Origin of the sequence: Mucilaginibacter phyllosphaerae, assembly GCF_004378255.1 — a bacterium.
GTDB lineage: Bacteria > Bacteroidota > Bacteroidia > Sphingobacteriales > Sphingobacteriaceae > Mucilaginibacter > Mucilaginibacter phyllosphaerae.
In genome coordinates this window covers 398,827-412,465 of sequence record NZ_SNQG01000005.1, presented here as the reverse complement: position 1 = coordinate 412,465, position 13,639 = coordinate 398,827, and the positions used below count along the sequence as shown (strand labels likewise).

At 32.1% G+C, this 13,639-nt stretch carries 11 protein-coding genes; 1 reads left to right on the top strand and 10 read right to left on the bottom strand.

The window, feature by feature from the left end; genetic code table 11:
- The first annotated feature begins 20 nt into the window (after positions 1 to 20).
- On the top strand, positions 21 to 644 hold the full coding sequence (locus E2R65_RS15370) for a hypothetical protein (protein WP_134337364.1): 624 nt from the start codon (positions 21 to 23) through the stop codon (positions 642 to 644).
- Here E2R65_RS15370 and E2R65_RS15365 read toward each other — a convergent pair.
- The 10 genes from E2R65_RS15365 to E2R65_RS15320 all read right to left on the bottom strand — a co-directional run bounded on the left by E2R65_RS15365 (position 634) and on the right by E2R65_RS15320 (position 13,556).
- The gene (locus E2R65_RS15365) at positions 634 to 1,473 is read right to left on the bottom strand and encodes a hypothetical protein (protein WP_134337363.1); all 840 of its coding nucleotides are present in this window, start codon (positions 1,471 to 1,473) and stop codon (positions 634 to 636) included. The genes E2R65_RS15370 and E2R65_RS15365 overlap by 11 nt on opposite strands.
- Positions 1,470 to 2,129: a hypothetical protein gene (locus E2R65_RS15360; RefSeq protein ID WP_134337362.1), complete on the bottom strand. Its 660-nt coding sequence runs from the start codon at positions 2,127 to 2,129 to the stop codon at positions 1,470 to 1,472. The genes E2R65_RS15365 and E2R65_RS15360 overlap by 4 nt, the downstream gene beginning before the upstream one ends.
- Before the next feature lie 19 nt (positions 2,130 to 2,148).
- Positions 2,149 to 2,847 carry a hypothetical protein gene (locus E2R65_RS15355; RefSeq protein ID WP_134337361.1) on the bottom strand — a complete coding sequence of 233 codons (699 nt, stop codon included), beginning with the start codon at positions 2,845 to 2,847 and terminating at the stop codon, positions 2,149 to 2,151.
- 23 nt (positions 2,848 to 2,870) lie between these two features.
- The gene (locus tag E2R65_RS15350; protein ID WP_134337360.1) at positions 2,871 to 3,293 is read right to left on the bottom strand and encodes a hypothetical protein; all 423 of its coding nucleotides are present in this window, start codon (positions 3,291 to 3,293) and stop codon (positions 2,871 to 2,873) included.
- Complete coding sequence (locus tag E2R65_RS15345) at positions 3,283 to 5,016, bottom strand: DUF262 domain-containing protein (protein ID WP_134337359.1); 1,734 nt, start codon at positions 5,014 to 5,016, stop codon at positions 3,283 to 3,285. Before E2R65_RS15345 ends, E2R65_RS15350 begins: the two co-directional genes overlap by 11 nt.
- A gap of 154 nt (positions 5,017 to 5,170) precedes the next feature.
- Entirely contained in the window at positions 5,171 to 6,055 is an 885-nt protein-coding gene (locus E2R65_RS15340; protein WP_134337358.1) for a hypothetical protein, read from the bottom strand.
- A gap of 158 nt (positions 6,056 to 6,213) precedes the next feature.
- Positions 6,214 to 7,128 carry a response regulator gene (locus E2R65_RS15335; RefSeq protein WP_134337357.1) on the bottom strand — a complete coding sequence of 305 codons (915 nt, stop codon included), beginning with the start codon at positions 7,126 to 7,128 and terminating at the stop codon, positions 6,214 to 6,216.
- A 4-nt stretch (positions 7,129 to 7,132) separates the two neighbouring features.
- Positions 7,133 to 9,448: an ATP-binding protein gene (locus E2R65_RS15330; protein ID WP_134337356.1), complete on the bottom strand. Its 2,316-nt coding sequence runs from the start codon at positions 9,446 to 9,448 to the stop codon at positions 7,133 to 7,135.
- Positions 9,441 to 10,661: a DNA cytosine methyltransferase gene (locus tag E2R65_RS15325; RefSeq protein ID WP_134337355.1), complete on the bottom strand. Its 1,221-nt coding sequence runs from the start codon at positions 10,659 to 10,661 to the stop codon at positions 9,441 to 9,443. Before E2R65_RS15325 ends, E2R65_RS15330 begins: the two co-directional genes overlap by 8 nt.
- 183 nt (positions 10,662 to 10,844) lie before the next feature.
- Positions 10,845 to 13,556 carry an NB-ARC domain-containing protein gene (locus E2R65_RS15320; RefSeq protein WP_134337354.1) on the bottom strand — a complete coding sequence of 904 codons (2,712 nt, stop codon included), beginning with the start codon at positions 13,554 to 13,556 and terminating at the stop codon, positions 10,845 to 10,847.
- Between the last annotated feature and the right edge of the window lie 83 nt (positions 13,557 to 13,639).

Genomic DNA, 13,639 nt, shown 5'->3' with positions numbered 1-13,639 from the left:
AAAATCACCAACCTAATACAATGTCAAATTTCTCTCCAGACCAGATAGAATATCTAACGACTTGCATTGGCAGGTTTAAAAAATTGGGGCAGATAATATTCAATGAGCCATTTCTTGAATATCATCCTAATGTTCGTTTCAGTACAATTAAAGATTTATACAGTATATACAATGAAATTTACTCTGCCAATTTTTTCGAGGAAAACCACGGTAGTGACTTGCGATTGATTGAATTTGGCGAATTTCAAAAAGAGCTTGTCAAGATGATTAGAAACGTTTTGCTGCACTTTCCTTTTTTTGACAACTGGAATGAGGTTTGGATAAAAAGAAGCCTTGTAACGCTTACTTTGACGCCTAAAAGAGACGGTACATACAGCGGAGCGATTGAGAAATTTTTTCTGAATTATTCAGAAAAAAAATATGCAGTTCGATTAACAGAATATGGAGGAAATCAAATTACTACATGCCTAATAATACCAAAAGGCTATGAAAATAATGATAAAATTTATTTGAAAGATATAATTGAAGAAAGATATGTAGGTATGTTATCCGTTGGATTTATGAGAATATTGATAAATAATTTTCTCCTAACAAACGGGCTTAATTCATTAGTTATACCTTTAGTGGAAACAGTTAAAGGTTAAGCTCAAGCCTAAGTAATGTTTCTCTTAATGTTACGAATTTATTGATAAAAGATTGAAATATAGGGTCAATATCAGCATCAAACTGTTTCCAGATTTTTATACATAATTCTATAGTATGGCCTATAACTGCGATAGCTTCAACAACTTCTCTTATAATTGTTAATTGGTTTTTCTTATCATATTGTCTTTGAATCAAGGGCAAGCTTAGCATACCCAAATGCTCATACTTTGAAAATAAGGTGTAAAGGCTAAGAGCTTTTATAATTAGCTGTTGTACCGCCTCTTCCGGGATATTAGTAATTAAATAGTCGGCCTTTTGTCCCATTGTGGTTCTTTCTGGTTTATATTTAAGTGTGCCATTTTTATTAATGTAATCGCTATAGTTGGAGATGAACTTATTGACGTGTTCTCCAATTTGAATATCTGAATATTTCCAAAATTTCTTGCCGTACTGCCGTAAATTATATAAGCCAAATTTCAAATGTTCTGAATATAGCGGAAGAATATTTTTAACAATATCCGAATCATTTGTGTAATTCTTTCTAATCACATAATTTGTTATAAGTGAATCTGATAGCAAAGTTCTTAGCATCAAAAACAACCCATCCAAATGGCGTTCGTAGTCTTTAGATTCGGTAAGGAAAAGTTGACAACTACTCAAGCCGTTATTAACTTTATATAATACCGTATATAAAAAGGTTTTTGGCTCCTCATGAAAGTCATTCTGTTTGTTTATTGGAGCGATATAGTTAACATTAACATGACCTGTAAAACCAATTATATAATTGTGAATTTGAGCTCTAATTTCACGATAATTATCATCTGTCATTTTATTCCATAATTATATAAATCTTGACCCAGTTTACCGACCTCAAACGCAGAATCCCAAGGGCTTGCATCATACGCAAGTCCTGATGAATTTAACAACGCCTCATTATTTAAATCACGAGATAATCCCAAGCTATCACGCTCTGGACTAAGGGGGATTTTGAAATTAGTATTTGAAAGCTGTTTTAAAAAATCAAATGATTGAGGGTATAACGAGTTTAAGCATGTACTCAAATTAACAAAATGATTCCAGTCAAACTTTCCTTCAACGTGAGCTGTAAAAAGCTTTGCTAAAATTTTGGATTTTTCTATGGTTAAATGAGCATCTAAAAATATCATTATTTGCTCTGTTACTTTTTCTCTGTACTTGGAATCGCTTCCAAATTTATTTTTAAAGTCATTGGATTTATCAGACAATGCGCCTCCAGAATGTAGCTCTTTTAAAAACGTCAATAGCTTTTTGATGAAGAATTTTTCTTTAACATTTATTCCAATTTTAGCTATTGAAATTAGGGTTTTGATTACAGGTATTTCCTTTAAAACACCGTCGTTTAGTAAATCGTCAAATCCTAATTCTGCATAATCAATTCCTACGTCTAATGATGTATTTAAAATTTCATTTGAAACTGTTGTAGTCAAAGAGGTGTTAGTGTTCATAGAGGCCAGATAAAATGAACTAATGTAATAATTTATCTATAGATACATCCTGTAAGATTTTGATTATATCAGGTTTAATTAAGTCATATAAAGCATCAGCGCTTTTATTTCCTAAATAACTTGCTACAATGCCGGAGAATCGCTGATACCAACGTTTTTTACCCAACGGATAATCTTTGTTTAAATCTTTTAAGTCTCCTTTCAATTCGTCAATAAAATTAAAGATTACCTCTTGACCAACGGAAAGTTCATCAATCTTGATTAATAGCGCGTTGATTTTCCTTGTTAAATCACTCACTTGGGGTTGAGAGAATGCATTTTTATTTAAATCATTCAAACCTAATTTCTCAAGTTCTCTCACTGCATAAAAAATCCGGGCTTCATGATTTTTTTTCTCTTTTAACAATTCCTGATTACGTTGAAATTCTTCGTAATTGTTTATAGAAAAGTTATCATTATCATAGTTGTCAATGACCTTATAATCAATCCTTGTCGATACATAGTCCAACAATTCATTTTGGTGGTTGATAGCTTCAATTAAGAACACTATTTTATCATCTTTATTTGAAAACCGTTTAAGACCATTAGTAATAAATTTTTTGTCATCATCTTTATCACTGTAAGAAACAATTTTATAACCTTCATTAAGATATTCTCTTGATTCATGCCTAACCACACTATCAAAATCAAAATCGCTTATAATTTCATCTAAATTCATAATCGGATAGTTGACCACATAAACTATTCCTTGAAATCTTCAATAATTTCTGAAAGGTCGGTTTTGTCAATGTATATAGTTTCAATACCATATAATTCAAGCTCTTTTTTTGCATCTTCTTCATTAGTAGTAGCTCCACTTGCAGAAGGGTCATCTAATGCACGTATATCATTTATGATAATGTATGGGTTGAATCCCCTTATTTTTAAAGAATGTGGATTCCAAACTAAACTTTTACCTTCTATTGAATATGTTAAGTAATCAGAACCTTGAGCTTTTATTTCTTTAGAGCCGTTAAAACGCATCTCAACAAGTTCTCTGAATGAAACCTCATCCATCAGTAAGTCAAGTGATAAAAATTCTAATCCACCCTGCTCATCCGTTTTTATTATTGTGATTTTTTGTTGCATATTTTTTTTAAAATTTTGTTGTTGATTAAATCCCAAAGCCCAGGTTTATTTGATTTAATACACTTGCTTGATTTTTCTTAACATCTGCAAGATTCCAAGTTGGAAATTGATTAAATATTCTTATTGAATTGCTGAAAAGCTCAATGTTATGCTTAAAGTATTTCTCCTTTTTATCAGAGTAGTCCTTATTGCTTTGAGACGAATTTTTCCTTCTGGATATTAAAACAAGGTTACCTAATTTATTAGTCCACTCAATTCTTTCATCATCAGTAAAATCAACCTTCCACTGGCTACTGTCCAATGGTGTTTGTGGCAAAATGTGCTCGATGCTTATCGTTTCCGGCATCTCCAGTTTGGTAGTATGACCGTGGTACAAGAGGTCTAATTTTAATAGGACATATCGTGCAGCTCTTTTACCATAAATATTGCCTGAAAACACTGTTTTAAGCTCTGATGATTCAATTTTCAAAGCCGGGTTAATAATAACTTCTCCAGTGACTGTAGAATCATCTATTGCCTGAATAATAGCGTTTACATTTTCAATACGAATGGTAGGTGTGTAACCAAGTAGCCAATCGTGAGCAAACTTGTTATCTAATGCTTTGATGAATCCAATCAAGTTTTCTGATTTATACTTATCATAGTATCTAAGTAAAGGAGCAATCCAAAAATCTGCTTCAAATCCTTTTTCCATTAAATGAAGATAGTTATGAACCTCGAAGCTATTTGTAAGGTTATAATTATCATTATCAAACAACTGTTCATAATGCTTTTTATACTTATCAATAAACTTGAATGTATCTTCGCCCTTATTTAAGAGAGCAGGGATTTTACTATAGGTTTTGGTGTTTCTATCGTAAACTTTAGGATTGTAAATACTGTCTTCAAATTCTTTCAGTAAGCTTACTGTAGCTTTTTGTTTTACAAGAATTGTTCGGAGATAGGAAAGAAAAGCATCAAAATCTTCACCAAAGTAAGTTTCTGTTTCTTCCCATTTCTTAGCCAAGTCCATCCTAATTGTTGCATTAGTGATTTGACCAAGGTTTTCTGCTTTAAGAATATCGCTGTTTCTTAATTTAACACCACGGTTATTCATGATTGTAAACATCCTGAATGCATCTTCAAGTTGTTCGGCAGAAACATAAATCATCAATACATTGGAGCGTAAATATTTATAAAACGCATTTACATCATTCTCAATAAAGTATTCATGAATCTTAACAATTGCGTTAGCCATATTCCTTATGGAGGTATCTTCATAAGGATTATTTGCTTTATCTAATAATTCTGTTTTTTTCTTGGTGCCACCTTCATCCTTAACAAATTCGTTTATGAAATCCTTTACTTGACTTCTAATATCAAAAACGATTCTAATTCTTTCCGGGATATTATCATCATCATTTGCTATTTGGAAAATTGCTTCACGGGAGGATTGTAATCTTGCTGTACTGGTTGGCGGTGTTAAATCTCTAATTACTGCTGTAATTAAAAATAGTGTCGTCAGGCGTTGCTGACCATCTAATAAATCATATTCGGTGTACTTAGTCCCACCTTCAATCTTTTCTTTTTTCTGAAGAACCATTGAACCAAGGAAATAATCAGAATCAGGATTAGACGTGCAGGCCTGCATAACGTCATCTAATAGTTCACTTATTTGGTCATTACTCCAAACATAAGGTCGTTGATATTCAGGAATACGAAACCATTTAGTAAATACTTCTTTAACGAGTAGTTTTTCGCTTTCAATTTTTTGAGCCATGTTTTAAGGTTTAGCAAGATTTTAAAATGCTACTCTAAAGAAACAAAATAACATTCACTATTTATGGCTGTAAGAGTAATTTGCTAAATAGCTCCAAGCGCAGGGATGTTTGTGAGAGACCTTGCAATGAAGGGAAAACTAAAACTTGTTATTTTTAATCAATTCCAAGCTCTTTATGCATTGCTTGCCATTCTTTCCCAAATTCAATCTTTTCTAATGCTGCTTTTCGTTTTTCTTCAGGTAAACATTGAATACAGGTTGAATACTGAATGCCTTTGTAATGCTTCCTACATTTTGGACATAATTCCATACTCTTTATGTCAAAGGTAAATGCACATTTTTTACAAGCAGTAATTGTATCTTCAAAAGAAAGATACTTTATATTGTCATCTAAATACAGTAAAAGTGCTTCCTTCCCAATTATTTCAGACTGTATATTTTTCACCATTTTTCGTTGATACCAATATTTTATATTGGATATATTATGGTTGTTTTTCCATATATCTTTTGAGATAAAACATTTGTCACGAACATCAAGAGCATCTTCATTTTCATAAAAAATAGCAACGAGTTCATCCACCGATTTATAAATAGGTTTATCAAATTCGTGTCGGCATCGTCCGCAAAGGTATTGTGGAAGTTTCCTCACTCTCTTACCAGGTCGGTTATCTCCACAATTTGGACACAAAGGAATAGGGACATAATCATATTCCTTTATTATATGTTCACAAAATTCACGTTTACTAACGATGGTATTAGAACCGATAAAACTTTGAGTGTATGTTTTAGTTACTGCACGTTCGTAATCCCCATATTTCAGGGGATGAGAAAGATGTTGTAATGTTAAAGTTTCTTTGCTGTTACATATCTCGCATTTGTCTTTAATGACTTCAGCTCGCCTTTCTTTCCAATCTTTTGTATGCCATGCCCGTTTCCCTTCCTCAAAATCATTCCAATATAATTCTTTTGCATATTCTAACGTAACATCTCCATTAGCCAACTTTTCTTTTAATTCAATAAGCTCGTTATATGTCAACATATAATTTACTTTTAATGTGATTTCTACTTGGGTGTAGTTGTAAATTGTCTCTTGTTCAAATAAGGTGCTTAACTTGTGAAAAGGCTGTAAAATTTAAAAAGGTATCGTTCTGCCTAAACTGGACACTTTTTGACATCTGATTTTTAGGGTTATTATTGTTAAGCAAGAGCTTGTTTTAAGCCCTCAAAGCTTCTCTTATGGTTGATAAGATTTTTCCTAACAGTAATACAAGTTTGCTCAGTATATTCGAAGTCTTGACCTTCAATCTGCCCTTTCAGTTTTATTAATCCCCCGTCATCAATCGCTTTAGCATGAGCGAATTGATTTCGAATTTTGATTACATCATCCTGATATGTCCTGTTTGTAGTTAAAAAAGCGCTTATTATTGGGTCTGTTCTTAGAGGTCTTAACAAATCTCTAAAAACTTCCCACTTTTTAACAGCATCTATTTTATGAAAATAATTTTGAAAACTATTATAGTTATCCCAAAAACTATCTATTCTTCTTTGCAATGGCGTAAATGCTTTATCAGTAATAATTTGTTTTAAGGCGTCATCGGTTTTTCCGTGTTTCTCAACTAATAGCATAACAATATCCTCAATCTCTACATCTAAATCGCTCGTAGCAGCGGTTATTAGACCTCTTGTTGCGTTTAATTCAAGCAGCTTATCCAATGTCAGTCTAATCAGCTTTTCAACCTTATCTAAGAAAGTATCTCTATTGGAATGAAATGTTATTCTATCCATAAAAGCCAACCTCTCTTTTACATCGGGGTCATCTCTAAAGTTAGATTTTGCTGTATAAAATAATATTTCCGTTGAAAAACCTTTTTCATCTCTTATCTTTTCAATAATCTTATCACCCGTTGTCGCGTTCAAATTAAAATCAGAAATGATTAAATCATATTTGTAATTGTATATAAAATTGTCCAAATCTGCCTCGTCTTCGACGGTAACAATATTAGGCTCAAATCCTAATTCTTCCAGATATAAGTTCAAGTTATTGACCTCTCCGTTAGCAATATACTCCTGTATATCGTTATCAATCCAAAGAATATTATATTCAAGTTTCATACAGTTAGCTTTTGAAAAAAATCACAAACTCAACCCCTTTGTTTAATTTATTGTTTACCGTTATAGTGCCGTTAAGTTTTTCTAAGATTTCCTTTACGTGATACAGGCCAATTCCTGAACCACGCCTTGATGTAGTGAACCCAAAGTCAAAAACATTTTCAATTATGCTGTCATTAATGCCTTTCCCATCATCTTTAAAAGATAGCTGTGTGCCTTTCTCCTGTTTAGCCCATGTTAACTCTACGGTTGATGCACCATGTTTTGATGAATTACTGATTAGATTGTCCAACACTATAATCATGTCAATTGGACTGAATTTGATTTTATGCTCGAAATTAGCCGTTGTATGAATCTTTACATTTAACAATTCTCTGTTGTTTCTCAAATCATCTCTTAGCTTATATACATTTTCGAGATATTCATTTGTAAAAGATATTATATCAACATCCAATTTATTAGTATAAATATTGAAATTGACTTTTTTGAAATACTTAGAGAAGGAAGTTATTTTCTCATTTTGACGGCTTAATCTCTTAACTATGCTACTTAATTCTTCTTTTGAAGAATCATTATTTATTGCTTTAACAAGATTTTCAAGGTCTGTTTTAATCAAATTTGTAGTTAAGCCAATATGGTGTAAAATACTTTCTAAATTCTTCGTATCATCGCTAATTTCTGATTGTAAGAAGTTTTTTTGGCTAACGACAGCTTCAAGCTTTTTCTCGACTTCCTGCCTTAAATTTTCTGCTTTTTCCGCTTTGATAGATGCGATTTGAGCATCAGCCTTGGATTCCCTTACTGCTTTTTCTATTTTTTTTGCTTCTTTTACAAGTTCCGGATTGCCTGATTTTTCTGCTACGTTGTTGATATTCTTTATAATTTTATCAACGCTTTTGTCTTGTTTTTCCGAAATTATTTTTAAAAAATCCTTATTGTATTGAATATCAATGATGTTTTTAGAGTTAATGAAGCCAGTTATTAATTCTAATATTTGAATTTTTACATCTTTGGGTAATAATTCCGGTTCAATTTCTCCGGTTTCTTTATCTATCCGTTCATCACCCCAACGGATTATATTGACAACATAATTTTCAAGACGTTTTAGGACATAATCATAGAAAAATTCCAATAAATCAAAGTAAGTTGATGTTTTAACTAATCCACCATCACGGCTTGAGATTTCTCTCAATTCGGGTTGTTCTCCTCCAATTTCAATTCGCCCAATTAAATCCCGTGTTCCTAAAAAGCGATTAAATCCTTGTTGTTTTCTCCGATTTATTTGTAATAAGTCATCTGCCTCTTCTCCATACGGGTACACTCTAAAACCATTTTTATACATAAAAACGGAACCGTACTTAATAGGCTCCATGCCCATCGTTCGTGTGAAGTTTAATTTAGCACTCCTATTCAATTGGAACAGGTAGATAGATATGTTTTTTAAATTCGAATAAGGGTTTTTTTCTTTCAAATAGTATATCAAATCCCCTCTGTCTTGTAAAGTCGTCTCGATAAATTTTCCGCTCTCGCTAATTTTGACAAGAATATTGGAGGTTTTGATTTCTAAGGTTTCAAAAATTGTGTTTTTAACTGCTCCATTAACAATTTCTAAATCTTTCTTTTTCTCGCCTTTTTTATTAAGTTCTTTATCTAAAGCAATTTCTTCTTTAGCCAGTATTTCGATAGAGAAATTATCACTGTCATTTTTTTGATTTGGATTGATTAATTTAGCTAATGAGCCCTTTAATCGTAAAATGTTCTCCCTATCCCAAACGTCTCTTAACCCTGAAATTTCCAACGTAGTACCTTTTTTTAGGTGGTATAGATTTTCGTTGAGAACGTTATGTGTAACCTTGATATTTACAAATTCTTCATCATCTACATTTTCAAAATCTTCCCAATTTACGACAAGATTCTCAACCTTGGCTTCACTTTCATCCTTGACCGTAACTAAGTTTAAGAAACGGCCTAATCTGTCACAAGAAAACCTTCCAACACCTTTTGCTCCAGCAAAAACCCGCTGTGACTTTATTTTGTCTCGGTAATCCTCATTTTCTTTGCCTAATTTTTTTGCGGAGTAAGCTACAAATAACCATTTGTCTTTCAGGTCATCGTAATTCATCCCCTTCCCGTTATCTTTGATAATTATTCTTGCCTTTTCAGGTTCATAATTATTCTCAAAAATAACCTCTACCTTGGACGCATTTGCATCAAAAGAGTTTTTAACTAATTCAAATACAGCTACAAACTCATCGGTAATCAATTCCTTACCAATAATGTCTTTTAGTGCTGCACTAATTTTAAAATTTTCTGAATTAGCCATTAAGTAAATGTTTTAAAACTAATCCGGCTTGTTCGCCAAATAAGGGAGGAATTGCATTTCCTACTTGTGTGTACCTTGGAACTTCCATTTTACGTAATTTTCCTCCTGTAGTATATTTCCCTTTGAAAATAAACCAATCTGGAAAGCTTTGCAGTCTCGCACACTCTCTAACAGTCAAAATTCGGGGTTCACAATAATGTATCATATCATCTGGATGCGAAGTAACAGTAGGAGATTGCTCTTTCGGTTGCAATGGCACTAAAACTTGAGTGGATATGCCTATTTGTTTTTTTAGCTCCTCAGAAATGCTTTTACATTCAGTAGAAACAGACTGCACATAACTAAGACGATTTATTACTTTTTGCGAATGCTTAGCGAAACTATGACTGTTGGGAATGTCATTTATATGAGTTTGTTCACGAACAAATTTTTGATACCGAGATGAGGTTTCTTTATAATGTCCGCTTTTATACCCCTTTCTATCCGGCGTTTCAACAAAAATATTATCGCTTATCAAATCAGAAAGAGCATCCTCAATTGTCGGTTTAACACAAAGTTTTTTTTCTTCTAAGAAACCAAATTTTCTGGTTTCAATAAGGCTAAAAAAACTTTTAGCTTTTTCTATGGAAGATTGTTTTATATCTTTCCTTATACCTACAAGAATAAATCGGGTGCGCTTTTGAGGTATACCATAATCTCCAAAATTGATTAATTGTCCATATACGTGATACCCTTCCTCTGTTAATTTATCTGTAACAATTTGAGAGTACTTTTTACCAATTTGTTTATTATTCTTAAACTCCATAGTAAAGCCTTTCACGTTTTCAAAAAAAATGAACTTGGGTTTTACTAATGAAACAAATTCAATATAAGAGTTGATAAGATTATTGCGTTCATCCTTTTCATTTCGTTGCCCGGCGATAGAAAAGCCTTGACACGGTGGCCCGCCAGCAATCAGTGTTACTTTTCCTTGTAATTTTTTAAGTTCTTTAGAATAATCTTTAATAACTGCATTAATATCGTGCGCTTGTTTCGGAAACCATTTAGGCCAACTAAAATGCTTTACCACTTCTGTCAGATTGTATTCTAAAGTTTGAAATGCGTGGGAGCTTTTTTCAATTGCAAAAAGCCCCTTCCAGCCTGAACGATTAAGCCCAAGTGAAAGCCCGCCACATCCGGCAAACAAATCAATATATGTTAGTCGTTTTTTCATTAACGAGCTAAAGTATCAATTTATATAGCATTTTCTTTAATATATTAGCTTGGTTTCTCGAAACCTCATCCATACGGCACTTTAAAATTTATTTATAAAAAGTTGTTGATATTAATATGACCAATAATTTTCTATGTTCTTTATATCGAATACATCAGTACTGTCTCTAAATTATTCAGTAGATTATTTTTTAGCTTCCTTTTTTCGCTTATCGAACATTGCCTGTTTAAGTTTGGAACCTATTGCTGTTTCAGTATTACTACGGAATAAATCTATTTTACGTTCCGGATGTTCAATCATCTCAATTTTTTTTATTCGGAAGATAAAAGGATGGTGATAGTTCTCTGGTAGCTCGGAAATTATTTTATTACAAACTTCTTTTCCGATTTCACGCTTATTAACTCGTATACAAATCTCTACAAAATGGGTGAGCCCGTTTAAGACAGCATTTCGGCAATTGGGGGATAAATACATTAAATCAAAGTCCCTTGTTTTTTTAAACAATCTCATTCCAATTGTACTATAGATTTGATAGAATCTATCTTTTTGAAGTTGATGACTATATGCATACTCTTCTTTTGATATTTCACCAAATCTAACTGCATCCTTTAATTCTTCTCGTTCGTTGATAAGTTGAATTGAAGAATAAGTAATCAAAGTGCCTAAAAAGTCATAATACGCTTCAGTATCAAGTTGCGGTTTAGTTTCTAAAAAGTTTTTGAGAATCTCTATCGCCTTAAGCTTTTTTTCAAAGGTTCCAACAGTCCAACAAAACGTTGCGTATGCTTTAACAAACTCCTGCTTGGTATTGAACTTATGATAAAAGTCAGTGAAAAGTTTGTTGGTCTTATCTTCTTTACCTTTAAAAGTGAATAAATAATTTGCGAGATTTAAAATGGCTTTGATTTTAGTTCTTTCTGTTGTTTTATCTCGATTAATTATAAATCGATATTTGTTCTCAACATCCTCTTCGCTACTAAACATTTTACTTGCGTCTGCCGTTTCCAGTAGAGCCAATTCTGTATCTAAATCTCTGTTAGCACTTATTTGTACAAACCTTGTAGTAATCACAGAATCATAGTCCGTGTCCCCATCTTTTTTCTCATAAAAGAACTTCATATATTTGTATATCTCCGGGGAATACACCTTATAAAACTCTTTGTCTTCAAGAACCAAGATTTTAAGTTTTATCAATTCATTGAGACAGTTTTGAAATTCTTCATCATTATCTTCTTTGTTAAGAACAAATTTCAAACTATCTACCAAGCCCGAGAGGTCGTCTTCGGTTACCAGTAAACTAATTGCTAAAAACATATTTTTAGCCACTGGTGATAAATAATTATAAATTCTATCGTAAAGGAAATTTTTTGCAGCTTCTGTAGATTTTATATCGTCGATTAACGTTTCGTTCAAATTTGATTTTTGACCTAACAGTATCGTGAACTGAAGGATAAATAAAGGTCGTCCAGAAGTAATTTCATAAATTCTCTTTCTGAAATCAGAATTTTTTAAATCTTTTTTCAATGACGAACTATTAAAATCAGGGATTTCATTTTGCAAAGCAGATTCTAAAAACTTAATTGTCTCATCCTCTCCTAATTCCTTAGTCTGAATTTCCTCACCTGTTACTAATGTCGCTGCGCGTGTAGTAATTATAACTTTATGGTGATTGATATTTAACTTTTTAATAAAGCTGGTAATATTATCCTTTTCAACTTTGGAAAACGTCTCCAAGTCATCAATAACAATTAATAATTTACCAGAAAAATTTAATATAGGGTCTATTTCAGGTGATGAATAATTTGAAAGTATGTTGTTTATATAATTTATTATTTGGTCAAGCGTCAAAATGCTTTCTTCAATTCTTTGAATCTCTCCTTGATAGTAGTTATAAAAACGGTCTTTGGCTGACAGAAAAACGATGTAATCGAACTCCTTGCCCTGTTTGTTAGTTAGTATCTCACAGACATGTTGTATCGAAGCTGTTTTGCCAACTCCTCCATGTCCCCACAGAGTGGCAAAAACTGATGATTTGTTATTAGTTAAAAAAGATAAAATCTTATTTGATATTCCAACATCAATATATTTTTTATAATTATTTTGGTAAGAGTTTATTACTGTACCATTTGATGTTCTGATTTTATGTCCATCATTGGAAATATTTAGAGTTTGGAGTTCCGGAATATCTACGTATTGTCTACCAGTTCTAATAAGCTTATTATACTTAACTCGCCCAATCAATTTGTCTTCAATAGAACAGAAAATAAATAAATCATTTTCACCTTCCATGTGAATAAAAGGACTAATTCGAAAATATTTTCCTTGTTTTAGTAAATATAAACTGTTTGATTCAAATGCTTGAACTTGCTTAGGACAAGTCCATGCTATATAGGTAGCACCATCGGGCTTGAAGTTAGTGCCAAAATAAATATCACCTTTCGAATGTTCAACAAATACGATATCGCAATCAAGTGCCAAAATATCAATATCCGCTTCTTCTATCTTTGATATAAGAGATTGAAAATTGGATATCATATCGTCGGTATCATCTTCAAATGAAAACCCATGCCCAATTCGTTCATTTCTTAAATTGGGATACTCGTCTATGGCAGTATAAAATTTCTTTAATTTTCTATTGCCGAAAAATTCAGACCCAACATCCAATTTCCTTGAAATAGCAATGATGCTACCAATAGAAGGTTTTAAAATACAATTGATTACATATTCTTTGTCGTCTGGGGTTAAGCTATGCCAATTTTTATTCCATAGATAACCGAGGATAAAATTCAATATAAATTCAAATTTCGCTTGATAATGAACTCTTGCTTCATTTTTTTTTCCAGCCGATTCTAAATACTCAATTTTTCTATTGATTTGTGATAAGATATAGTTCATTAATTATGATTTAAGTTGAAAGCCTTAGCAAGATATTCAGAGCTAAGCGCTAATGTCAAATATATTAAATAACTCTTAATGTT

Excerpts from the sequence above, each read along its gene's own strand:
- E2R65_RS15345 (WP_134337359.1), bottom strand. The coding sequence starts at position 5,016 with ATGGCTCAAAAAATTGAAAGCGAAAAACTACTCGTTAAAGAAGTATTT.
- E2R65_RS15355 (WP_134337361.1), bottom strand. The coding sequence starts at position 2,847 with ATGAATTTAGATGAAATTATAAGCGATTTTGATTTTGATAGTGTGGTT.
- E2R65_RS15320 (WP_134337354.1), bottom strand. The coding sequence starts at position 13,556 with ATGAACTATATCTTATCACAAATCAATAGAAAAATTGAGTATTTAGAA.
- E2R65_RS15340 (WP_134337358.1), bottom strand. The coding sequence starts at position 6,055 with ATGTTGACATATAACGAGCTTATTGAATTAAAAGAAAAGTTGGCTAAT.
- E2R65_RS15330 (WP_134337356.1), bottom strand. The coding sequence starts at position 9,448 with ATGGCTAATTCAGAAAATTTTAAAATTAGTGCAGCACTAAAAGACATT.
- E2R65_RS15325 (WP_134337355.1), bottom strand. The coding sequence starts at position 10,661 with ATGAAAAAACGACTAACATATATTGATTTGTTTGCCGGATGTGGCGGG.
- E2R65_RS15335 (WP_134337357.1), bottom strand. The coding sequence starts at position 7,128 with ATGAAACTTGAATATAATATTCTTTGGATTGATAACGATATACAGGAG.
- E2R65_RS15370 (WP_134337364.1), top strand. The coding sequence starts at position 21 with ATGTCAAATTTCTCTCCAGACCAGATAGAATATCTAACGACTTGCATT.
- E2R65_RS15360 (WP_134337362.1), bottom strand. The coding sequence starts at position 2,129 with ATGAACACTAACACCTCTTTGACTACAACAGTTTCAAATGAAATTTTA.
- E2R65_RS15365 (WP_134337363.1), bottom strand. The coding sequence starts at position 1,473 with ATGACAGATGATAATTATCGTGAAATTAGAGCTCAAATTCACAATTAT.